Origin of the sequence: Mumia xiangluensis (assembly GCF_010994095.1) — a bacterium.
GTDB lineage: Bacteria > Actinomycetota > Actinomycetes > Propionibacteriales > Nocardioidaceae > Mumia > Mumia xiangluensis.
Genome location: NZ_WJYO01000001.1, coordinates 62,830 through 84,273, shown reverse-complemented (window position 1 = coordinate 84,273; position 21,444 = coordinate 62,830). Strand labels below are relative to the sequence as shown.

Genomic DNA, 21,444 nt, shown 5'->3' with positions numbered 1-21,444 from the left:
GTCAAAATCGCCAGGCGCACCTCCTGCCTGGCGCGATGAGCGAGGGGGCACGACGTGAGGCTCGGGCGGCACGGTGAGGCAGGTGCTCTGCGGCGCGCCCTCGTGCCCCTGCTCGCTGCGGGCACGCTGACGTTCACCGGCGTCGGCGCCGCCTACGCCGACCCCGCACCGACGGACGACATCCCGAGCGCCGAGGACGTCGCACAGGCTCAGACGAACGCCGCGGCGAAGGCCGACGACGTCGTCTCCATCCGTGCCCGCATCACGGCCGCCACCGCGCGCGTCGACACCCTCGCCGCACAGGCTGCCGCGGCGTCGGAGAAGTACAACGGCGCCGAGTACGCGCTCGCGCAGGCCGAGAAGGCCGTCGCCGCAGCCAAGGCCGACGCCGAGGGCGCGGCCACCGCCGCCGAGGCCGAGCGCCGCCTGGTCGAGCGGCTGACGCTCGGCGGGGTCGCAGTCCGTGACCCCTACCACCGCCTCCGCAGCTTCTTCTACGAGGACGGCCCGACCTCGATCCTCAACGACATCGCCGCGTACGACGCGGTCGGCGACGCCAGCCGGGCCGCGCTCGCGCGCTACGAGTCCAAGCGGGCCGTCGCTGCGTCCCTCCAGCGCGCCGCCGAGGTGGCCGTCGCGAAGCAGGAGAAGGCGACAGCGTCGGCGAAGGCCGCGAAGCAGGAGGCGGAGACGGCGGTCGCCGCTGCCGCTGCTGCACGCGCCTCCCTCCAGCGCGACCGCGACCAGCTCATCCGCGAGCTGGCCCACGCCGAGGGCATCTCGGTCACGATCGCTCGTAAGCGGCAGCGGGCCCTCGAGAAGCTGGCGCAGGCAGCCCAGGAGTCGGCGAACCGGCCGCCCGAGGACCTGTCCCAGATCGCGCCCACGCCCACGCCCGCCCCGTCCCCGGCACCCGGTCCGGCACCCGCGCCGTCGCCGTCGCCGACGCCGGTCGACCCCAACCCGCCGAAGCGTGTGAAGGGTGTCGAGGCAGCGATCCGGTTCGCGATGGAGCAGGTCGGCGAGCCGTACGTGTGGGCGGGCGCCGGCCCGGACGTGTGGGACTGCTCCGGGCTCACGATGCGCGCGTGGGGAGCCGCCGGCAAGGCGCTGCCGCACTTCAGCGGCGCCCAGTACGCGTCGTCGGTGCCGATCTCGCTTGCCGACGCGAAGCGCGGCGACCTGCTGTTCTGGAGCCGCGGTGGTCCGAGCTCGATCTACCACGTCGCGCTCTACCTCGGCGACGGCTGGATGATCGAGGCGCCGCGACCCGGCAAGAACGTCCAGGTCGTGTCGGTCTACGCGTCGACCACACCCGACCTCGCCGCACGCATCCGCTGAGGCCCTCGGCTCCGACGGCACCGATCCTCGAGAGGGCGGGTCACCCGCCCTGCGCCGGGCCCTCTCCGAAGAGGGCGTTGAGGTCGTCGTGCGAGAGCTGGGCGTCGGCGTACGAGAAGGTGCCGAGATCGTGCAGCTCGGTGGCCGCGCGGCGGAGCTGGGCGTACACCGTGCGGGCGATGCTGCCGCCGACGGTGACCCGGCGAACTCCCAGAGCTGCCAGGTCGGCAAGCGACAGCGCCCCGCCGGTCAGTCCCATGACGACGTTGAGCGGGCCGTCGAGCTCGGCCACCAGCGTCGTGATCGTCGCCTCGTCGGCGGCGCCCGGGACGAACGCGCAGTCGGCGCCGGCCGCCAGGTAGGCGTTGGCACGGTCGATCGCCTCGGCGATCGACCCGCCCGTGATCAGGGCGTCGGTCCGTCCGACGAGGACGAACGGCTCGCCCGACGCATCGACCGCCGCTCGCGCCGCTCGGATCCGGTCGACCGACAGCTCCCGGGCGTACAGGGGAGCGTCGCGCCTGCCGGTGAAGTCCTCGATGTTGCCACCGGCGGCGCCGGCGGCCAGTGCGAGGCCGACGGTCTCGGCCACGACCTCCGGCGCCGCGCCGTAGCCGTCCTCGAGATCGGCACTGACTGGCACGTCCACCGCCTGGGCGATCTCCTGCGTGCGGGCGAGCAGCCGGGTGCGATCGAGCCGACCGCCGTCCGGGTGCTCCGTGTGGAAGCCGTGGTCGGGACGACCGTAGGAGAAGGCGATGCCGGCGCTGGTGGTGGCGATCGCCGGGAACCCGGCCGACTCCAGCATCCGGGCGCTCCCGGCGTCCCAGGCGTTGGGCAGGAGGAAGCAGCCCTGCTGGTGGAGGGTCGCGAAGCGGCGAGCTCGCTCCCTGCGATCCGCGTCGCGGCCTGCGTCCGGTGAGTCCATGCGTGCCTCCAGCGTCGACCTCCCTGCGGCGGACCTGGGCTCGTCGCAGCACGCACGAGTGTGCCACCTCGCGCAGACAGTCCGCGTACGACGAAGGCCGCCGACCCCGGTGGGGATCGGCGGCCTTCGGCTCAGTCGGTGGGCGCGCTCAGTGCTGCTCGCCCAGGTCGATGTGGCGCTTGAACGACGCCTCGACCTCGTCCTCGGCCTCGCGGCGGCCGACCCACTCGGCGCCCTCGACGGACTTGCCGGGCTCGAGGTCCTTGTAGACCTCGAAGAAGTGCTGGATCTCGAGGCGGTCGAACTCAGGCACGTGGCGGATGTCCTGCAGGTGCTCCTGGCGCGGGTCGTCGACCGGGACGCACAGAACCTTGTCGTCGCCGCCGGCCTCGTCGGTCATGCGGAACATGCCGATGGCGCGGCAGCGGATCAGGCAGCCCGGGAACGTCGGCTCGGAGAGCAGGACCAGCGCATCGAGCGGGTCGCCGTCCTGGCCGAGGGTGTCCTCGATGAAGCCGTAGTCGGCCGGGTACTGGGTGGAGGTGAACAGGGTGCGGTCCAGACGGATCCGGCCGGTCTTGTGATCGACCTCGTACTTGTTGCGTACGCCCTTGGGGATCTCGACCGTGACGTCGAATTCCAGCACTGTTCCTCCATTGGTTTCGTGCGTATGTTCGTTGCGGCCAATCGTCTCGATGCTGCATCGTCCGGGTCGGTCCGACCCGACGCGCGAGACCTGTCTAGTCTCCCCTATGTGGACCATGCGACAGGACACGGGGGGACTGGCTGTGACGTAGGTAACAGCCTACCCCTGCCATGACTGCGCGCCTCACGATCCTCGCGACGACCGACCTCCACGGGCAGGTCCGCGACTTCGACTACGGCACCGACTCTCCGTACGAGGACGCGTACGGCAACCGGATCGGGTTGGCCCGGGTCGCGTCGGTCGTGCGGCAGGTCCGGGCCTCAGCGCCGTACGCGCTCCTCGTCGACGCTGGCGACGTGCTCGAGGGGAGCGCGCTCGCGCACCACTTCTCGCGCCGGCTGAGCGAGCCGACCCCGCCGCTGCACCCGATGGCGGCGGCGATGAACCACCTCGGCTACGACGCCGTGACGCTGGGCAACCACGAGCTCGACTACGGGGTACGCGCGCTGGCGGCGTTCCGCGACCAGCTGGACGCACCCCTGCTCGGAGGCAACGTCCGTGACGCGGTGACGGGGGAGCCGGCGTTCGCGGGCTCGGTGGTCCGCGACGTCCCGGTCGCCGAGGGGGTGTCCGTGCGGGTCGGGATCGTCGGTCTCACCACTCCGAGCGTGACCGCCTGGAACCGTGACGTGGCCGCCGAGCTCCGGTTCGACGACCTCGTGGCCGCGGCTGGCCCTCTGGTCGCCGCCGTGCGTGGGGATGGCGCCGAGGTGGTCGTCGCCGTCGTCCACGCCGGCATCGTCGAACCACCGACCCGCGAGAACGCCGCCCTCGACCTCGCCCGCCTCGTCCCGGGCATCGACGTCGTGGTCGCGGGTCACGCGCACATCGAGGTCGACGAGCACGTCGAGCGAGGCCCGGACGGTCGTCCCGTCCTTCTCACCGAGCCGCTCTGCTGGGGCATGCGGGTCGCGCTCGTGGAGCTCGACCTCGTCGCGGACGGCGGCCGGTGGCGGGTCGGCACCTCGCGCTCGCGCCTGATCGACACCGCGACGGCGCCGGAGGACCCGGCCGTCGTGGCGCTGGTCGCGCCGCAGCACGCCCGCGTACGGGCGCTGGGGGCGGAGGTCGTCGGGCACGCGCCCGGGCCCATCGATCCCGAGCCTTCGCGGTACCGGGCGACGGACGCGCTGGCACTCGTCGCGCTCGCCCAGGCCGAGGGGGCTCGCGCGGTCTCAGGGTCGACGGCGCCGCTCGTGAGCCTGGTGTCGCCGGCGAGCCGGTGCGCGCCGCTCGCCGCGGGACCCGTACGCCGACGCGACGTCGCCGCCCTCTGCCCGTTCGACAGCGGAGTCGTCGTCGTCCAGATGGACGGTCGCGCCCTGCGCCGCCACCTCGAGCACGCGGCCACCTTCTTCCGCGCTGCCGCCGGACCAGGGCCGTACGACCCCGATGCGCTCACGAACGCGCCCACCTCGCGCACCCCGCTCGGGACACCCGACTTCGACCACGACATCGCGTACGGCGTCGACGCCCCGCTGACGTACGAGATCGACCTCGCCCGGCCCGTCGGGCGGCGGGTGACCGGGCTGGCGTACGACGGCGCTCCGCTCGCCGACGACCACCGGCTGGACGTGGTGGTCAGCCGCTACCGCGCGTCGGGTGCGGCGTCGTACCCGGACGTCGCCCGCGTGCCGGTCGTCGCCGAGGTGCCGGGGTCCCTCCGGAATCTGGTCGAGAGCCACCTCGCCGCCGGGCGGCCGTACGCCTCGACCCCGCCGCACTGGCGGCTCGTGCACGACGGCGTCCCGATCGTGCTCGTCCCACCCGGATAGGCTCGCCCGCATGCGATCGCGCGCCTCCGAGGCCGGCCGAGCCTGGCCGTACCTGCTGCTGGCGGTCGTGCTCGTCGTCGCCGGGGGCGGCGTCGCCGCGTACAGCCTCGGCTACCTCGACCGCTGGGTGTGCGAGGACGGCACCTGCGCGGCTCGCGAGCCCGAGGCAGCGGCGGTCCCCGAGACTCCCGAGGCGCCCGTGCTCCGACCGGCGTTGACCGCGGCGTCCGGGAGCGCCGGGCTCGATGCCGCGGCGGTCCAGCGCGCCGTCGGCCCGCTGCTGTCCCGCAAGGCTCTCGGACCGCACGTCGGGTTCGCGGCGTCTGATCTGACGACCGGCGAGCAGGTGTGGTCGAGCGGCACCGGCACCTTCGTGCCGGCCTCCACGCTCAAGCTCTTCACGTCGATGGCGGCGATGACGGCGATCGGCTCGGAGCACCGGTTCCGTACGACCGTCGTCCGCGACACGACCGACTCCCCGACACCGACGGCGACGGCCCCGACGACGACCGCTCCCGCGACGCCGGCCGCCGGCGCGCCGACGCGCGTCGTGCTCGTCGGCGGCGGTGACCCCTACCTCACCGCGACGTCGGACGAGGAGGCGCGCGCGGCGTACCCGCAGCAGGTCTCGCTCGCCCAGCTCGCCCGGCAGACCGCGAAGACCCTGCGCGCGGACGGGATCGGCTCGGTCTCGCTCGGCTACGACGCGTCCCTGTTCACCGGCCCGGCGGTGAGTCCACAGTGGGAGCCCGGCTACATCTCGTCGTTCGTCACGACGCCGGTCAGCGCGCTGTGGGTCGACCAGGGCACCGACGGATGGAAGCGCAGCGCGACCCCCGACAAGCAGGCGGCTCAGCTGTTCGCGCGTCAGCTCCGCGCCCGCGGGATCACGGTGGAGGCGATCACCCCGGCCACGAAGCCGGCGTCGTCGGAGGAGCTTGCGGCGGTCAGCAGCGGCACGGTCGCACAGATCGTGCAGTCCGTCATCGAGCACAGCGACAACCAGGCGGCCGAGGTCCTCCTGCGCCATGTCGCCCTCGCCGAAGGCCAGCCGGCCAGCTTCACCGGCGGCGTCGCCGCGGTCGAGAAGATCCTGACCGGGCTGGGAGTGCCGTGGGAGGGCAACCGGATCTACGACGGCAGCGGTCTTGCACGCAGCAACCACGTCACCCTGGCGTCGATGCTCTCGGTCGTCTCGACCGCGGCCGACCTGTTCGACCGCTACCCGGTGGCAGGCTTCACCGGCTCGCTCGCCACCCGGTTCACCGCGCCAGGGACGGCCGCCGGGCTCGGCGCCGTACGCGCGAAGACGGGCACGCTCACCGGCGTCCACGGACTCGCCGGGACCACGATCACGGCCGACGGCACTCCGGTCGGGTTCGTGGTGCTCACCGACCGGGTCCCCGTCCCCAAGACCGGCGACGCCCGCGACCTCCTCGCCCGCATCGCGGCCCGCCTCACCGCCTGCGCGTGCGGCACCGGCTGACCGCGGCAGGCAGCTAGCCGCCCAGCCCGAGCACCGACACCATCACCGGCAGCAGGACGAGGATGAGGATCGCACCGAGGACGTCGAACGAGATGCCCGAGCGGATCATCCGGGTGATCGGGACGACGCCGGACCCGTAGACGATCGCGTTCTGCGGCGTCGAGACCGGCAGCATGAAGCCGAACGACGCCGCGAACGTCGCAGCCAGGGCGGGAACGAAGGGGTTGACGTCGGCGGCCATCGCGATCGGGATGATGATCGGGACGACGACAGCGGCCGACGCCGTGTTGCTGGTCGTCTCGCTCACGGCGATCGCGAGCACGACGGCGAACGCGGTGAGGAGGAGGGCGCTGCTCAGGCCGAGCCAGTTGTAGGCGCCCTTGCCGATGGTCTCCGCGAGCCCGGTCGACGCCAGCAGGGACCCGAAGATGATGCCGGTGCCGAACAGCACGATCGTGCCCCAGTCGATCTTCGCCGCGTCGCTCCAGCGGAGCGTGAACTCGCGCCTTCCCCAGTCGGTCGGGAGCAGGAAGAGCAGCGACGCACCGAGGACGGCGACGACCCCTTCGTCGAGACGACCGGACACGGTCTCGTACGTGCTGGAGTCCGCACCGGCGACCAGGGCGACGATGCCGGGGAGGATCCAGAGCGTGACGGTGACCGTGAAGGCGACCAGCGTGTTCTTCTCCGCGCGCGAGACCGGACCGAGCTCGGCCTTCTCGGCGTCGACCCACTCCTCGACACCCTCAAGACGCTTGATCTCGGGGCGGTTCACGAGCAGGAGGACGACGACGAGCGCGACGAACATCGCCGCGCAGATCGGGAGCGCGAGCAGCACCCAGTCGAGGAACGGGATGGTCTCGCCGGTCGCCTCCTCGATCAGGCCGCGGCCGATGAGGTTCGGCGGGGAGCCGACGGGGGTGAGGAGACCACCGACGCTGGCGCCGTACGCGAGCATGAGCATCAGGGCGACGCCCACCCGCAGGCGCAGCGGGTCGAAGTCCTCTTCGACGATGCCCTGCGACTGCATGAGCTTCGCGATCACGGTGAGGATGCCGATGGCGGTCGGGAGCAGCATCGCGACCGTGGCGGTGTTGGAGACGAACGCCGACAGCAGGCACGTGATCGCACCGAACGCGACGATCACCCGCGTCGTGGACCGTCCGACACCGGGGAGGTTCAGCACGAACATCGCGAACCGCTTGGCGAGACCGTGCTTCAGCATCGCCTGGGCGAGGATGAACGCACCGATGAAGGTGAAGACGGTCGAGGACCCGAACGGTGCGAGTGCGTCGTCGGCGGGGACCACGCCGAGCAGCACGATCGCGGCGATGCCGAGGAACCCGCCGACCGGGATCGGGACCGCCTCGGTGATCCACAGGATGACGACGCCGACGAGGACCGCGGACAGCTTGTGCTGCGGGTCGGGCAGGTCGAACGGGATCAGCAGCATGATGACCGTCGCGAGCGGCGCCAGCACCAGCCCGGACGTACGGCGCGCCTTCTCGAACCGTTCCTCGGCGGGGGACAGCTTCTGCTCGCCGAGACTTCGATAGGTGGCGCTACCGAGGAATGCCTTGTCGACATCGGTGGGCGTCGGACGGGGGTCACGTTCGACCGTGCTCATGACGTCTCTCCCTGAGGTCGGTGTCGTCATGGTTCTGAGCAACCGTGTTGCCCGCATCACACCACGGGTTCCGCGGCGCGTCCGATCGCCGTGCCCTGCCGCGTAGGCTCGGCGACATGACCGAGAGCATGATCGACTGGGACTTCGCGCTCGCCACCGCCGTACGCATGACGCGCCCGGGGCCCGAGGTCGAGGCCGACGAGGCCGCGGAGGTGGTCGCCGAGCTGCGTGAGGGCGCCGCGCGCTCCGAGGGTCCGGTCCGTGAGTTCACCGGACTCTCCGCCACCGCCGCGAGCGCTCCGGTCCTCGTCGTGGACCGGCCGGGCTGGATCGCCGCCAACCTCGCGTCGTTCGAGGTCGTGCTGGCGCCGGTGCTCGCGAAGGCGGCCGCCGCGGCACAGACGCGCGGAGAGACGCCGGGCCGGTTCGCGCGGTCGGTCGGGCCTCGGATCACCGGCGCCGAGCTCGGGACGGCGCTCGGCTTCATGTCGACGAAGGTCCTCGGCCAGTTCGACCCGTTCTTCACGGCACCGGCGGTGGGCGACGGGCTGCCGACCGGCGGGCGGCTGCTGCTGGTCGCCCCCAACGTGGTGCACGTCGAGCGCGAGCTGGACGTGGACCCGCACGACTTCCGGCTCTGGGTCTGCCTCCACGAGGAGACGCACCGGGTCCAGTTCACGGCGGTGCCGTGGATGCGCGACCACATGCAGGGCCTCATCGACCAGCTGGTCGACGCCACCGACATGGATCCCGAGGGCTTGTCGCGGTCGCTGAGCGAGGCGTCGAAGACGGCCGGCAGGTTCATCCGTGGCGAGCAGGTGTCGCTGATGGACGTGCTGCAGAACGACGAGCAGCGCGAGGTGATCGCGAAGGTCACCGGTGTGATGTCGCTGCTCGAGGGCCACGCGGACGTGGTGATGGACGGGGTCGGACCCTCGGTGATCCCGTCGGTCAAGCACATCCGCAAGCGGTTCGAGAAGCGTCGCAAGGGTGGCGGCATGCTCGACCGGCTCCTGCGACAGGTCCTCGGGCTCGAGGCCAAGATGCGCCAGTACCGCGACGGCGCCGCGTTCGTCCGTGCCGTCGAGCGCCAGGTCGGCCGTGAGGGCTTCAGCGCGGTGTGGGCCTCGCCGGTCAACCTCCCGAGCGCTGCGGAGATCGAGAAGCCCGATCTCTGGGTCGCGCGCGTGCACGGGTGAGCGCGGACCGTGGACGGCTCGGCGACCACTGACGGCCCGCTCGATCCGGCGGTCGCACGCGGTCGCCGCGCGGTGGCTGACGCGCTCGACGACCTCCCGGCCGGATCGAGCGTCGCCGTCGCGGTGTCCGGCGGTGCCGACTCGCTCGCGCTGGCGGCACTGACGGCGTACGTCGGGGCGCGCCGCGACCTGCGGGTCCGCGCGCTCGTGGTGGACCACGGGCTCCAGGACACGTCCGCAGAAGTGGCGGCGACCGCCGCCGACGCCGTACGCGACGGGCTCGGCGTCCACGCCGACGTCGTCCGGGTCGCGGTGGGCACGGCCGGGGGGCCGGAGGCCGCGGCACGTGCGGCGCGCCACGACGCGCTCGCGGCGTACGCCGAGGAGCACGGCTGCGCCGCGGTCCTGCTCGGCCACACCCGCGACGACCAGGCCGAGACCGTCCTCCTCGGGCTCGCCCGCGGGTCCGGTGCGCGGTCCTTGTCCGGTATCGCGCCACGGGACGGCCGCCTGCGCCGTCCCCTGCTCGGCCTGACCCGGGCCGAGACCGAGGCGGTGTGTCGGGCGTCCGGGCTCGCGTGGTGGGAGGACCCGCACAACACCGACCCGCGATACGCACGCGTGCGGGTGCGCCGTGACCTGCTCCCGGGTCTCGAGGACGCGCTCGGTCCCGGCGTCGGCGCCGCCCTCGCGCGGAGCGCCGACCTCCTGCGCGACGACGCCGACCTGCTCGACGAGCTCGCGGCGACCGCCTACCGTGAGTCGACCCGCGCCGACGGCAGCCTCGACGTCGACCACCTGCTGGGACTGCCGCGCGCCCTGCGCACCCGCGTCCTGCGGGCAGCCGCCCTGGCCGCCGGCTCACCCGCCACGGACCTGTCCGCTGCGCACGTCACCGAGATCGACCGGCTCGTCACGCGCTGGCGGGGGCAGGGCGGTCCGGCGCTGCCCGGCGGGCTCACCGTCGTACGGGCCGGGCCGTCCCTGGTCTTCGGGAGGGCGAGCACGCGCCGTTAGGGCTGCTGTGTCAGGCTGGATCCGTGGACGCGAAGCAGATCGAGGGAGACCTCGCGCTCGACCAGACCTACATCTCCGAGGCCGAGATCCAGGCGCGGCTCCGTGAGCTCGCCGGGGAGATCAGCGAGGACTACGACGGCAAGGATCTCCTGCTGGTCGGGGTTCTCAAGGGCGCCGTCATGGTGATGGCCGACCTCGCCCGCGCTCTCGAGCGCGACGTCGAGATGGACTGGATGGCCGTCTCCTCCTACGGGTCCGGCACGACCTCGTCGGGCGTCGTCCGGATCCTCAAGGACCTCGACGCCGATCTCACCGACCGCCACGTCCTGATCGTCGAGGACATCATCGACTCGGGCCTCACGCTGTCGTGGCTCACCTCCAACCTGCGCTCGCGCAAGCCCGCCTCGGTCGAGATCTGCACGCTGCTGCGCAAGCCCGAGGCCCTGAAGATGGCCGTGGACGTCCGCTACGTCGGGTTCGACATCCCCAACGCGTTCGTCGTCGGCTACGGGCTCGACTACGACGAGCGCTACCGCAACCTCCGCGACATCGCGACGCTCGCACCGCACGTCTACTCCTGACGTCGCCCCAGGCGGCGCCAAGACGCCTCCGTGACGCCCCCGTGACCCGCAAGATCGGCGATTCTGGGAACATGGGGGCGGGTGCCGGACGTTGAAGCACCAGGGGACGGAACGCCCTCCGCCGCCAGCGGCGTGGCGTGTACCGTCATTTCCCGTACCCATTCCTACGCAGGAGGAGCGAGGCGCGGCCTCGGATCATGGACGTCAAACGCATCTTCAAGGGCCCGTGGCTCTGGATCATCATCAGTGTCATCGCGGTGCTCGCCCTGCTCCAGCTCGTGTCGTCGAACAACGGCTACGAAGAGGTCGAGACCGCCACGATGGTGCGGTACTTCGAGAAGGGCGAGGTCTCCGAGGCCACCTTCGTCGGTGCTGGTGACAACGAGATCCGTGCGACGCTCGACGACGACAAGAAGGTGCGCGCCAGCTGGCTCGGCAACCAGGGCAACCAGCTGCGCGAGCTCGCCGACCAGAGCGTCGCCGACAAGGAGATGAAGACGTACGACGTCGACATCCCCAAGCCGAGCTTCCTCGGCAGCCTGCTGGGGCTCCTGCTCCCGTTCGCGCTGATCTTCCTCCTGTTCATCTTCCTCATGAACTCCATGCAGGGTGGCGGCGGCCGCGTCATGCAGTTCGCGAAGTCCAAGGCCAAGCTCGTCGCCAAGGACACCCCGCAGACCACCTTCGCCGACGTCGCAGGCGCGGACGAGGCCGTCGAGGAGCTCGGCGAGATCAAGGAGTTCCTGGCCGACCCGCAGAAGTTCCAGGCGGTCGGTGCCAAGATCCCCAAGGGCGTCCTCCTGTACGGCCCTCCCGGGACCGGCAAGACGCTCCTCGCGCGTGCCGTGGCCGGCGAGGCAGGCGTCCCGTTCTACTCCATCTCAGGCTCCGACTTCGTCGAGATGTTCGTCGGTGTCGGTGCGAGCCGTGTGCGTGACCTGTTCGAGCAGGCCAAGGAGAACGCCCCCGCGATCATCTTCATCGACGAGATCGACGCCGTCGGTCGTCACCGCGGTGCGGGCCTGGGCGGCGGCCACGACGAGCGCGAGCAGACCCTCAACCAGCTGCTCGTCGAGATGGACGGATTCGACGTCCGCGGCGGTGTGATCCTGATCGCCGCGACGAACCGTCCCGACGTGCTCGACCCGGCGCTCCTGCGTCCCGGACGCTTCGACCGTCAGATCGGCGTCGAGGCGCCCGACCTGAAGGGCCGCATCCAGATCCTCCGCGTGCACTCGGCGGGCAAGCCGCTCGACGCCGACGTCGACCTCGAGTCCGTCGCTCGCCGTACTCCAGGGTTCTCGGGCGCGGACCTCGCGAACGTCCTCAACGAGGCTGCCCTGCTGACGGCACGCTCCTCGAACCAGAAGATCGACAACCGCGCCCTCGACGAGGCGATCGACCGCGTCGTCGCCGGTCCGCAGAAGCGTACGCGCCTGATGAGCGAGCACGAGCGCAAGATCACCGCGTACCACGAGGGCGGCCACGCGCTCGTCGCCGCGGCGCTGCCCGGCAGCGACCCCGTGCACAAGATCACGATCATGCCGCGCGGTCGCGCCCTCGGCTACACGATGGTGCTGCCCGACGAGGACAGGTACAGCCAGACGCGCGCCGAGATGCTCGACAAGCTGGCCTACATGATGGGTGGCCGGGCGGCGGAGGAGCTCGTCTTCCACAACCCGACGACCGGGGCGGCCAACGACATCGAGAAGGCGACGAACCTCGCGCGCGCGATGGTCACGCAGTACGGCATGACCGAGCGCATCGGCGCTGTCCGCCTCGGCGAGAACGGCTCCGAGCCGTTCCTCGGCCGCGACATCGGCCACTCGCGCAACTACTCCGAGGAGCTCGCTGCGATCGTCGACGAGGAGGTGACGAAGTTCATCTCCTACGCCCACCAGGAGGCCTTCGACATCCTCGCCGAGAACCGCGACGTCCTCGACCAGCTCGTTCTCGCCCTGCTCGAGCGGGAGACCCTCGACAAGAGCGAGGTCGCCGCGATCTTCGAGGCGCTGCGACGGCGCAGCCCACGTCCCGCGTGGACCGGCTCCGACAGCCGCAAGCCCTCGGCGCTGCCGCCGGTCGCCTCGCCCAAGGAGGTCAACGGCCACGAGATCACCCACGACCCCGAAGAGGGCACCATCGTGCTCGCGCCCGGCGCCGACGGTGACCTCCACGGACCCGGTGGCGGCTCGATGGGTGGGGCGCCGGAGCCGCCGACACCAGGAGTCGGGTGACGTGACGGCCCACATCCTGCCGGGTCAGGACCTGCCCGTCTTCGACATCGCGCGCGCTGAGGCCGCCGTCCGCGAGCTGCTGATCGCGATCGGGGAGGACCCCGAGCGCGACGGCCTCCAGGACACGCCGGCGCGGGTCGCCCGGGCGTACGAGGAGATCTTCGCGGGCATGCGCCGCGACCCCGCCGACGCGCTGTCGCGCACGTTCGAGGTCGACCACGACGAGCTCATCCTCGTCAAGGACATCGAGCTGTGGTCGATGTGCGAGCACCACCTGGTCCCGTTCACCGGGGTCGCCCACGTCGGCTACATCCCCGCCGAGGACGGGCGGGTCGTCGGCCTGTCCAAGCTCGCGCGGCTGGTCGACACCTACGCCCGGCGGCCGCAGGTGCAGGAGCGGCTCACCACGCAGATCGCGGACGCGCTCACCGACACGCTCAAGCCGCTCGGCGTGATCGTCCAGATCGAGGCCGAGCACCTGTGCATGACGATGCGCGGCGTCCGCAAGCCGGGCGCGAAGACCATCACGAGCGCGGTGCGCGGCCAGCTGCGCGACCCCGCGACCCGTGCCGAGGCGATGTCGCTGATCAAGGCGCACTGATGTTCGAACGCCGCGTCGTCCGTGCCCTGCCGGACGTCGGGCGGTGCCAGGTGATGGGCGTCGTCAACGTGACGCCCGACTCCTTCTCCGACGGAGGGCGCTGGCTCAACGCGGAGGACGCCGTACGCCGCGGGCTGAGCCTGGTCGCGTCGGGTGCCGACATCATCGACGTCGGTGGCGAGTCCACCCGGCCGGGAGCGCAGCGGGTCGACGCGGAGACCGAGCTCGCCCGCGTCGAGCCCGTGGTGCGAGCCCTCAGCGAGCGCGGCGTCGTCGTGTCCGTCGACACGATGCGCGCGGAGGTCGCCGAGCGTGCCGTCGCAGCCGGGGCGCGGATCATCAACGACGTCTCGGGTGGCCTGGCAGACCCCGACATCCTGGGCGTCGCCGCCCGTGCGGGTGTCCCGTACGTCGTGATGCACTGGCGCGGGCACTCGGACGCGATGCAGGGCGAGGACGCGACGACGTACGCGGACCTCGTGCCCGACGTCGTCCGTGAGCTGTCCGCGTCGGTCGACGCGGCGCTGGCCGCCGGGGTGAAGCCCGACCAGGTCGTGGTCGATCCCGGGATCGGGTTCTCGAAGCGCGGCCCCCAGAACTGGTCGATCCTCGCGCACCTCGCGGCGTTCGCCGAGCTCGGCTACCCGCTGCTGGTCGCCGCGAGCCGCAAACGGTTCCTCGGCGAGCTCCTCGCCGCGGACGACGGCACGCTCCGCGACCCGCTCCAGCGCGAGGCCGCGACCGTCGCAATCACCGCTCTCGCGGCGACGGCCGGCGCGTGGGCCGTACGCGTTCACGAGGTCCCCGACAACGTCGACAGCGTCCGTGTCGCGGAGCGGTGGCGCCGTGGTTGAGAAGACGTCGCCGGTCCTGCGGACCCATGAGGCGTTCTACGACGCGATCGAGCGCGGCGACCTCGACCTCATGACGTCGCTGTGGCTCCCCGGCGACGACACCGTGTGCGTGCACCCGGGGTCGGAGCCGATCCGCGGCACGTCGTCGATCATGCGGTCGTTCGCCATGCTGATGGCGAGCGTCGGCTACATCCAGTTCATCCTCACCGACGTCACCGTCACGCACCGCGGCGGGATCGCGATCGTGTCGTGCACCGAGAACGTCCTCTCCGAGGCCGACGGCGAGGAGCCGACCGTCTTCGCGGGGGGACGCGGCGCGGCCACCGACGTCCTCGTCGAGACGCCGACCGGCTGGAAGCTGTGGTCCCACCACTCGGGACCCGTGATGGAAGGATGAGCGTGCCGCCAGGACTGGACCGGATCACCGTCACCGGGATCGAGGCGTACGGCTACCACGGACTGCTGCCGCACGAGCGTGAGCAGGGTCAGCGGTTCGTCGTCGACGTCGTCCTCGCCCTCGACCTCGCGCGGGCGGCGGAGACTGGGGACTTAGAAGCGTCGGTTCATTACGGTACGTTGTCGGAGAGGGTTGCGGACGCCATCACGTCGGACCCCGTCGACCTGATCGAGACGCTCGCCCTCCGGATCGTCCGGATCTGCCTCAGCTACGAGCCGGTGCAGTGGGCGAGCGTTACCGTTCATAAGCCCGATGCACCGATTCCGGTGACGTTCTCGGACGTCGCCGTGACGATAGAGCGGAGCCGTACGTGACCGAGACGCCCAACCCGCACATGCCTGACGCCGACACGATGACCGGCGGAATGCGCCCGATCCGGCAGGCCGTGATCGCGATCGGCTCGAACCTCGGGGAGCGGCTCAACAACGTCCAGGGCGCGGTCGCCGCACTCGCGGACACTCCGGAGGTCACGGTCGTGACCGTGTCGTCGGTGTACGAGACGGTGCCGGTGGGTGCACCCCCCGGCTCCCGAGACTTCCTCAACGCCGCGGTGCTGATCGACACGACGCTGACCGTGCACACGCTGCTCGACCGCTGCCTCGCCATCGAGGACGCGTTCGGTCGCGAGCGCGGCGAGCGCAACGCGCCGCGCACGCTCGACGTCGACCTGATCGTCGTGGGTGACCGGATCGCGTCGGACGACCGTCTGACGCTCCCGCACCCGCGGGCGCACGAGCGGGCGTTCGTCCTGATCCCGTGGCTCGAGCTCGACCTCGAGGGCGAGATCCCCGGCAAGGGATTCGTGGTCGACCTGGCTCAGAGCGTCGACACGGCCGGCGTGACGCGGCGCGAGGACCTCGAGATCCTCGTCTGACGTCGATGGGTCGCCCTGCCCTGCGCCGGTCGTCGGCAGTCCAGCTCGCCATCCTCGGCGTGGTCGGCCTGGCCGTCGGCCGATCGGTGCGCCCGTTCATGGAGTGGCGCGACGCCGTCGCGCCCACGGTGTCATGGGTCGCCGCCGGCACGATGCTGTTCCTCGCCGGCATCTTGGCCTTCCTCGCCTGGGGGACCTACCAGTCGCTGCACCGCGAGAGACGCACGATGCACTCGAGCCGGGCGATGCGCCTCCTCGCGCTCGCGAAGGCGTCGGCGATCGTCACCGCGCTGATCGCGGGCTACTACACAGGCTTTGCGCTGTCGTTCGCCGGCGACCTGGAGCTCGAGCTGCCCCGTGACCGGGTCGTTCGATCGGCGGTCGCAGCGCTGGCCGCGCTGCTCGCGCTGGCGGCTGCGCTGGCCCTCGAACGCGCCTGCGAGGTGCCGCGTGACGACAAGGACGACGACGCTCCAGCCAAGGCGTGAGGGCCGCCACGAACAGGTGGTGTCCGTCACCAGGATGCGCGACTCCGTAGCGTAGGGTTCTGCCCATGCCGAACGTTCGCCGCCGCCAGCGCTCCACGCGCGTCCTCGCCGCCAGCCTCTTGCTGGCGGCTTCTGCTGTGTTCGTCGCCGTTGCCGTGGTGGCGGCTTCGCGGGGTGTTCTGATCGCTGCGGCGATCACGGCGGTGGTGGCCGGGGCGGCTGCGGCGCGGATCATCGCGGACGAGGTCATGACGACCCGCCGCGAGTGGTACAAGGACCGCGCGGAGCAGGCCCAGGCCTACCGCGACATGACCGTCGACCGCACCCGCGAGAACCTGCAGTTCGTCGAGGCGGTCAACGAGACGCTCTCGATCACCACGAAGCGCATCGGTGAGCTGAACGGCACCCTGCGCCTGGCCGAGGCGCGGGCGGAGGAGTCCGACGCGCTGCGCAAGGCGCTCGCACGCGAGGTCGAGGCGCTGCGCACCGCTGACGAGACGTCCGAGGCCCCGGCAGCACTGGGGCTGGGACTCTGGGAGGGCGCCGACGTGCCGACGATCGTCGACCTCCTCAGCTGGGAGGCGGCAGCGGCCGTCCGTGCACAGGCCGCCGAGGAGTCCGCCGACGACAAGGCTGTCTCGAAGGACGACGCGCCTGCCACGAAGGACGCCGACGCGGGCGACGTGGACGACGAGCTGCCCGAGGCCAAGGAGGCCTGAGGCAGTCAGGCCGGCTCGGTGATGCGCACTGATCGACGCAGCGCCGCGTGGAGCGACTCGGGGGTCAGCACACCGAGGAGCCTCCGGTCGTCGTCGAGCACCGCGACCCACCCCGCGTCGTAGCGCAGCATCACGGCCCACGCCTCCTTGAGCGTGGCCGAGCGGTGCACGGTCGCCTCCATCGGGCGCACTCGCATCGCGTCCGAGCCCGCCGGCTGCTCGGCAGGTGCCCAGCCGGCCAGGCGGTCGTCGTCGTCGACCACGATCGCCCACGGCACGTCCGAGCCCGCTGCGACCTGACGGACGTCGCCGGCCGACGCCCCACGGCGTACGACGGGTGCCTCCTCGAGGTCGCCGACCTCGATCGGGGTGACGGCGAGGCGGCGCAGGCCGCGGTCGGCGCCGACGAACTCCGCGACGAACTCGTCGGCCGGGGAGCCGAGGACGGCGGCGGGAGAGTCGTACTGGCGGAGGTCGCCCCCCGAGGCGAGGACGGCCACCCGGTCTCCGAGCCGGACGGCCTCGTCGATGTCGTGCGTGACGAAGACGACGGTCTTGGCGAGGTCGTGCTGCAAGCGCAGAAACTCGTCCTGGAGGCGCTCGCGGACGATCGGGTCGACTGCGCCGAACGGCTCGTCCATGAGCAGCACCGGCGGGTCGGCCGCCAGGGCGCGGGCGACCCCGACGCGCTGGCGCTGGCCGCCGGAGAGCTGGTGGGGGTAGCGGTCGGCGTACGTCGCCGGATCGAGGCCGACCATCTCGAGGAGCTCGTCGGCGCGTGCCCGGGCGCGCTTGCGGGACCACCCCAGCAGCGTGGGCACCGTGGTGACGTTCTCGCGGATCGACTGGTGCGGGAACAGGCCGACCTGTTGGATGACGTACCCGATGCCGCGCCGCAGCTCCACGGGATCGGCGCGGGTGACGTCCTCGCCGTCGATCAGGATCCGCCCTGACGTCGGCTCGATCAGGCGGTTGATCATCTTGAGCGTGGTCGACTTGCCGCAACCGGAGGGGCCGACCAGGGCGACCAGGGAGCCGCGCGGCACGGAGAGCGACAGGTCGCGTACGGCGACGGAGCCGTCGGCGTACTGCTTGCCGACGCCGTCCAGCACGATCATCGCGGCCTCGGTACGGTGCATGTCGTGAGCCTAGCCGCCGGGGTCCTGCCGCACGCAGTGGTCGCCGCGGACCCGCCGTGCTACTCGCGCGCGGTCAACGCGTGGGTGTGCCCGGAGTACGTGACCCGCTACGCGCCCGAGCTGTGGGACGCGACGGTGCAGCACATCCTGCTGACGGTCGCCTCCGTGGTGCTCGGGTTCGTGCTGGCGGTCGCGCTGGCGCTCGTGGCACGCCGCCGGGCGAGGCTGAGGTCGGTGCTGCTGGGCAGCACGACCCTCGTCTACACGATCCCGTCGCTGGCCATGTTCTCCCTGCTCGCCCAGGCGACCGGGCTGAGTGCGACGACGGTCGTGATCGGGCTCGCCCTGTACTCGCTGTCGATCCTGGTCCGCAACGTGCTGGCCGGCCTCGACGGCGTGCCGGACGAGGTCGTCGAGGCCGCCACCGGCCTCGGGTACGGGCGCGTACGCCTCCTGCTGCGCATCGAGGCGCCCCTCGCGCTGCCGGTGGTGATGGCCGGGCTGCGGGTCGCCACGGTCTCGACGGTCGCCCTGGTGACGCTGGGGACGATCGTCGCGTACGGCGGCCTGGGCAACATGCTCGCCAACGGGCTCGACGACAGCTTCAAGGCGCAGGTGCTGACCACCAGCGTGCTGTGCGTCGTCCTCGCGGTCGTGCTCGACCTGCTGATCGTGGCGTTCACGCGGCTCGTGACGCCGTGGACGCGGGGGGCGGCGGTGTGAACGAGTTCGGCGAAGCGATCTCCTTCCTGCTCGACCCCGCGAGCTGGGAGGGCACCAACGGGCTGTGGGACCAGCTCACCCAGCAGGTCCTCCTGACCCTCACCGCGCTGGTCGTCGTGCTGGTGGTCGGCCTTCCGCTCGGCCTCTGGCTCGGGCACCGTGGGCGCGGCGGCACCTTCGCGATCAACGTCTCCAACATCGGGCGCGCGATCCCCGTCTTCGCGGTCCTCGGGCTTCTGTCGCTCGGGCCGCTCGGCACGGACACCCTGGGGCCGTACGGTCGCGCCGGCCTGGCGACGCTGGTCGCACTCATCCTGTTCGGACTGCCTCCGGTCATCACCAACGCGTACGTCGGCGTGCGCGAGGTGGACCCCGAGATCGTGGAGGCGGCTCGTGGCACGGGCATGAGCGAGTGGCAGGTGTTCCGGAGCGTGGAGCTGCCCCTGGCGTCGCGGCTGGTCGCCAACGGTGTGCGTCTCGCGGTCGTCCAGCTGTGGGCGACGGCGACGATCGCAGCCCTGGTCGCCGGCCCGGGACTGGGAAACACGATCACGTACGGGTTCAGCAACGGCGACTACCAGTACGTCATCGGCGGCGCGATCCTCGTCGCCGTCGGGGCTCTCGTCCTGGAGGGCCTGGCGGCCCTCGCCGAACGACGCGTGGACCCGATGCGCCGTGTCCGAGGTAGCCGCCATGATGGTCTGGTCCAGACACCGCAGTTCGACGCACCATCGACAGACACCGCGGCCACAAGGTCGTGACGGAAGGGATCCGATGAACTCCACGACACTGCGCCGCGCCCGCCGCGGCGCTGCCTCGCTCGCCGCAGTGGTCGCGCTGATCGCGCTGCCGGCGTGCGGCGGTGACGACGGTGACTCCGACAACGGCTCAGGCGGTGAGTCCAAGGGCTCGCTCACGCTGTCCGGCCAGAACTTCACCGAGATGCAGATCCTCGCCGAGCTCTACACCCAGGTGCTCGAGAACGAGGGCTACGACGTCACCCAGAAGCTCGTCGACACCCGCGACATCTACATGGCGCAGCTGACCGACAACAACGTGCAGGTCGTCCCCGAATACCTCTCGGGCATCGGTGACTTCCTCAACAAGCAGGCCAACGGTGACACGGCGGAGCCGGTGACGAGCAACAACGTCGAGGAGACCGTGGCGGCGGTCGGCGCGCTGGCGGAGACGGCGGGTGTGACCCTGCTCGAGCCGGCTGAGGCGACCGACCAGAACGCGTACGCCGTCACCAAGGACTTCGCCGACGAGCACTCGTTGTCGACGCTGTCCGACCTCGGCGCGAGCGGCCTCCCGGTCAAGCTCGCGGCCGCACCCGACTGCAAGGACCGGCAGGACTGCGGCAAGGGGCTCCAGGAGGTCTACGGCATCGACCTGACCGAGATCCTCCCGCTCGGCTTCGGCAGCCGCGAGGGCAAGGACGCGGCCACCAGCGGTGAGGTGCAGCTCGTCCAGGTCGCGACGACCGACGGCGCACTCGAGGACGACGGCCTGGTGCTGCTCGAGGACGACAAGGGCCTGCAGCCCGCTCAGAACCTCATCCCGGCGGTCAACACCGAGTGGCTCGCCGACAACGAGGACGCCGCATCGGCGCTCAACGCGCTGTCCGCGAAGCTCACGACCGACAAGCTCGCCGACATGAACGTCGCCGTGGACGTCGACCGCGAGAAGCCGACGGACGTCGCCCAGCAGTTCCTCGAGGACGAGGGGCTGCTCGGCTAGCACCGACGGTCAGCGGCCCTCTGCCTCCTCGTCCAGACGGACGAGGAGGCAGGGCCCGCCGACGAAGATCCCGCCGTCGATGTCCAGCGCCAGGCCGTCCGCGTAGACCAGCGGCTCGTCGTCGGGTGACACCCCTCCGCCGCGGATGAGCGCGCAGATCGTGTGCCCGTGCACGATCCGGCTGCCCCCGAGCTCGTCCAGCACGCGCCGGGCGACCCCGGGTCCGTCGGCTCCCGCGAACGCCATCCGCGTGGTCAGGCGGCGCCACATCTCCCACCAGGTGTCGAGGTCGGGCATGCGGAGCTCCGCCCGGACGGCGGCGTTGATCTCGTCGACCGTGCCGCCCCACTCGAGGTACTCCACGGTGTCGGAGTGCAGGAGCAGGTGGTCGGCGTCCTCCCCGATCGCGGGCCGGGTCGTCAGCCAGTCGAGGATCTCCTCGTCGAGGCCTTCCAGATCGGTGACGACACCGCCGTTCCCGGCCCAGTTCGGCTCGAACGCGTAGCGCGGGTCGCTCGGCACCGGCATCGCCCCGTACCGGTGCATCCCGAGCAGCAGGATCTCGTGGTTCCCCAGGAGCGCTGTCGCTGCTCCGCCGGCCTCGGCCGCCTCCTGCTCGAGGCGTCGCGCCAGCCTGATGACGCCGATCCCGTCAGGGCCGCGATCGACGTAGTCCCCGAGGAGCCACAGCCGTGCGTCGCCACCGGACCAGTGCTCGCTCTCGTCGATGAGCCCGGCGTCCGTCAGGGCCGCGACGAGGACGTCGCGGTGCCCATGGATGTCGCTGACCGCCCACACGTCGCCCACGCTTGGGACCTTAGGGCGCGTGGCGCGAGTCGGCCCGTCGAAGCACCTCGCCCGTCGGTGCCTCAGCGTCCACGCGTACTGCCCGTCGGTGGCTCAGCGTCCACGACATACTGCCCGTCGGTGGCTCAGCGTCCACGCGTACGGC

At 71.6% G+C, this 21,444-nt stretch carries 22 protein-coding genes; 17 read left to right on the top strand and 5 right to left on the bottom strand.

Annotated features, from left to right (window positions below; translation table 11 throughout):
- The first annotated feature begins 54 nt into the window (after positions 1-54).
- Positions 55-1,341, top strand: coding sequence for a C40 family peptidase (locus GH747_RS00310; RefSeq protein WP_149767208.1), 1,287 nt, complete (start codon positions 55-57; stop codon positions 1,339-1,341).
- A gap of 40 nt (positions 1,342-1,381) precedes the next feature.
- Here the strand turns inward: GH747_RS00310 and GH747_RS00305 are convergent, their stop codons facing one another.
- Positions 1,382-2,269, bottom strand: coding sequence for an isocitrate lyase/PEP mutase family protein (locus tag GH747_RS00305; RefSeq protein WP_149767206.1), 888 nt, complete (start codon positions 2,267-2,269; stop codon positions 1,382-1,384).
- Positions 2,270-2,417: 148 nt separating this feature from the next.
- The gene (locus GH747_RS00300; RefSeq protein WP_149768609.1) at positions 2,418-2,912 is read right to left on the bottom strand and encodes an inorganic diphosphatase; all 495 of its coding nucleotides are present in this window, start codon (positions 2,910-2,912) and stop codon (positions 2,418-2,420) included.
- Positions 2,913-3,085: 173 nt separating this feature from the next.
- On the opposite strand from GH747_RS00300, the gene GH747_RS00295 reads away from it, so the two are divergent.
- Positions 3,086-4,750 (top strand): bifunctional metallophosphatase/5'-nucleotidase, encoded by a 1,665-nt coding sequence (locus GH747_RS00295; RefSeq protein ID WP_149767204.1) that lies wholly within the window; start codon positions 3,086-3,088, stop codon positions 4,748-4,750.
- Between the two features lie 10 nt (positions 4,751-4,760).
- Positions 4,761-6,236: a D-alanyl-D-alanine carboxypeptidase/D-alanyl-D-alanine endopeptidase gene (gene dacB, locus GH747_RS00290; RefSeq protein WP_149767203.1), complete on the top strand. Its 1,476-nt coding sequence runs from the start codon at positions 4,761-4,763 to the stop codon at positions 6,234-6,236.
- A 13-nt stretch (positions 6,237-6,249) separates the two neighbouring features.
- Here dacB and GH747_RS00285 read toward each other — a convergent pair whose 3' ends face one another.
- Positions 6,250-7,863, bottom strand: coding sequence for an SLC13 family permease (locus tag GH747_RS00285; protein ID WP_149767201.1), 1,614 nt, complete (start codon positions 7,861-7,863; stop codon positions 6,250-6,252).
- Between the two features lie 116 nt (positions 7,864-7,979).
- On the opposite strand from GH747_RS00285, the gene GH747_RS00280 reads away from it, so the two are divergent.
- The 11 genes from GH747_RS00280 to GH747_RS00230 all read left to right on the top strand — a co-directional run bounded on the left by GH747_RS00280 (position 7,980) and on the right by GH747_RS00230 (position 16,890).
- Positions 7,980-9,062: a zinc-dependent metalloprotease gene (locus tag GH747_RS00280; RefSeq protein WP_228552714.1), complete on the top strand. Its 1,083-nt coding sequence runs from the start codon at positions 7,980-7,982 to the stop codon at positions 9,060-9,062.
- Positions 9,063-9,071: 9 nt separating this feature from the next.
- A complete protein-coding gene (tilS, locus tag GH747_RS00275; RefSeq protein WP_149767199.1) occupies positions 9,072-10,079 on the top strand; it encodes a tRNA lysidine(34) synthetase TilS in 1,008 nt (335 codons plus the stop codon).
- Between the two features lie 23 nt (positions 10,080-10,102).
- A complete protein-coding gene (gene hpt, locus GH747_RS00270) occupies positions 10,103-10,660 on the top strand; it encodes a hypoxanthine phosphoribosyltransferase (protein WP_149767198.1) in 558 nt (185 codons plus the stop codon).
- Positions 10,661-10,857: 197 nt separating this feature from the next.
- The gene (gene ftsH / locus GH747_RS00265) at positions 10,858-12,897 is read left to right on the top strand and encodes an ATP-dependent zinc metalloprotease FtsH (protein ID WP_149767196.1); all 2,040 of its coding nucleotides are present in this window, start codon (positions 10,858-10,860) and stop codon (positions 12,895-12,897) included.
- Between the two features lies 1 nt (position 12,898).
- Positions 12,899-13,498: a GTP cyclohydrolase I FolE gene (gene folE, locus GH747_RS00260; protein WP_194842870.1), complete on the top strand. Its 600-nt coding sequence runs from the start codon at positions 12,899-12,901 to the stop codon at positions 13,496-13,498.
- Positions 13,498-14,352: a dihydropteroate synthase gene (gene folP, locus GH747_RS00255; RefSeq protein WP_149767194.1), complete on the top strand. Its 855-nt coding sequence runs from the start codon at positions 13,498-13,500 to the stop codon at positions 14,350-14,352. Before folE ends, folP begins: the two co-directional genes overlap by 1 nt.
- Positions 14,345-14,749 carry a nuclear transport factor 2 family protein gene (locus tag GH747_RS00250; protein ID WP_228552713.1) on the top strand — a complete coding sequence of 135 codons (405 nt, stop codon included), beginning with the start codon at positions 14,345-14,347 and terminating at the stop codon, positions 14,747-14,749. Before folP ends, GH747_RS00250 begins: the two co-directional genes overlap by 8 nt.
- The gene (folB, locus tag GH747_RS00245) at positions 14,746-15,123 is read left to right on the top strand and encodes a dihydroneopterin aldolase (RefSeq protein ID WP_228552712.1); all 378 of its coding nucleotides are present in this window, start codon (positions 14,746-14,748) and stop codon (positions 15,121-15,123) included. The genes GH747_RS00250 and folB overlap by 4 nt, the downstream gene beginning before the upstream one ends.
- Entirely contained in the window at positions 15,120-15,683 is a 564-nt protein-coding gene (gene folK, locus GH747_RS00240; RefSeq protein ID WP_149767190.1) for a 2-amino-4-hydroxy-6-hydroxymethyldihydropteridine diphosphokinase, read from the top strand. The genes folB and folK overlap by 4 nt, the downstream gene beginning before the upstream one ends.
- 5 nt (positions 15,684-15,688) lie before the next feature.
- Positions 15,689-16,171 carry a DUF3180 domain-containing protein gene (locus tag GH747_RS00235; RefSeq protein WP_149767188.1) on the top strand — a complete coding sequence of 161 codons (483 nt, stop codon included), beginning with the start codon at positions 15,689-15,691 and terminating at the stop codon, positions 16,169-16,171.
- Between the two features lie 65 nt (positions 16,172-16,236).
- Positions 16,237-16,890, top strand: coding sequence for a hypothetical protein (locus GH747_RS00230; protein ID WP_149767186.1), 654 nt, complete (start codon positions 16,237-16,239; stop codon positions 16,888-16,890).
- Between the two features lie 5 nt (positions 16,891-16,895).
- Here the strand turns inward: GH747_RS00230 and GH747_RS00225 are convergent, their stop codons facing one another.
- Positions 16,896-18,029, bottom strand: a complete 1,134-nt coding sequence (locus GH747_RS00225; RefSeq protein WP_377036113.1) for a betaine/proline/choline family ABC transporter ATP-binding protein — start codon at positions 18,027-18,029, stop codon at positions 16,896-16,898.
- A gap of 3 nt (positions 18,030-18,032) precedes the next feature.
- On the opposite strand from GH747_RS00225, the gene GH747_RS00220 reads away from it, so the two are divergent.
- The 3 genes from GH747_RS00220 to GH747_RS00210 are packed head-to-tail and all read left to right on the top strand — an operon-like array spanning position 18,033 to position 20,492.
- Positions 18,033-18,752 carry an ABC transporter permease gene (locus GH747_RS00220; protein WP_228552711.1) on the top strand — a complete coding sequence of 240 codons (720 nt, stop codon included), beginning with the start codon at positions 18,033-18,035 and terminating at the stop codon, positions 18,750-18,752.
- Entirely contained in the window at positions 18,749-19,513 is a 765-nt protein-coding gene (locus GH747_RS00215; RefSeq protein WP_149767184.1) for an ABC transporter permease, read from the top strand. The genes GH747_RS00220 and GH747_RS00215 overlap by 4 nt, the downstream gene beginning before the upstream one ends.
- A 13-nt stretch (positions 19,514-19,526) precedes the next feature.
- Entirely contained in the window at positions 19,527-20,492 is a 966-nt protein-coding gene (locus tag GH747_RS00210) for an ABC transporter substrate-binding protein (RefSeq protein ID WP_163695219.1), read from the top strand.
- A 9-nt stretch (positions 20,493-20,501) separates the two neighbouring features.
- Here the strand turns inward: GH747_RS00210 and GH747_RS00205 are convergent, their stop codons facing one another.
- The gene (locus GH747_RS00205; protein WP_149767180.1) at positions 20,502-21,299 is read right to left on the bottom strand and encodes a metallophosphoesterase; all 798 of its coding nucleotides are present in this window, start codon (positions 21,297-21,299) and stop codon (positions 20,502-20,504) included.
- Positions 21,300-21,444 lie beyond the last annotated feature (145 nt).

Coding starts and splice junctions, on each gene's coding strand:
- ftsH (WP_149767196.1), top strand. CDS start 10,858: ATGGACGTCAAACGCATCTTCAAGGGCCCGTGGCTCTGGATCATCATC.
- dacB (WP_149767203.1), top strand. CDS start 4,761: ATGCGATCGCGCGCCTCCGAGGCCGGCCGAGCCTGGCCGTACCTGCTG.
- GH747_RS00230 (WP_149767186.1), top strand. CDS start 16,237: ATGCCGAACGTTCGCCGCCGCCAGCGCTCCACGCGCGTCCTCGCCGCC.
- GH747_RS00285 (WP_149767201.1), bottom strand. CDS start 7,863: ATGAGCACGGTCGAACGTGACCCCCGTCCGACGCCCACCGATGTCGAC.
- GH747_RS00280 (WP_228552714.1), top strand. CDS start 7,980: ATGACCGAGAGCATGATCGACTGGGACTTCGCGCTCGCCACCGCCGTA.
- GH747_RS00225 (WP_377036113.1), bottom strand. CDS start 18,029: ATGCACCGTACCGAGGCCGCGATGATCGTGCTGGACGGCGTCGGCAAG.
- GH747_RS00305 (WP_149767206.1), bottom strand. CDS start 2,269: ATGGACTCACCGGACGCAGGCCGCGACGCGGATCGCAGGGAGCGAGCT.
- GH747_RS00210 (WP_163695219.1), top strand. CDS start 19,527: ATGAACTCCACGACACTGCGCCGCGCCCGCCGCGGCGCTGCCTCGCTC.
- GH747_RS00295 (WP_149767204.1), top strand. CDS start 3,086: ATGACTGCGCGCCTCACGATCCTCGCGACGACCGACCTCCACGGGCAG.
- folP (WP_149767194.1), top strand. CDS start 13,498: ATGTTCGAACGCCGCGTCGTCCGTGCCCTGCCGGACGTCGGGCGGTGC.
- GH747_RS00235 (WP_149767188.1), top strand. CDS start 15,689: ATGGGTCGCCCTGCCCTGCGCCGGTCGTCGGCAGTCCAGCTCGCCATC.
- folB (WP_228552712.1), top strand. CDS start 14,746: ATGAGCGTGCCGCCAGGACTGGACCGGATCACCGTCACCGGGATCGAG.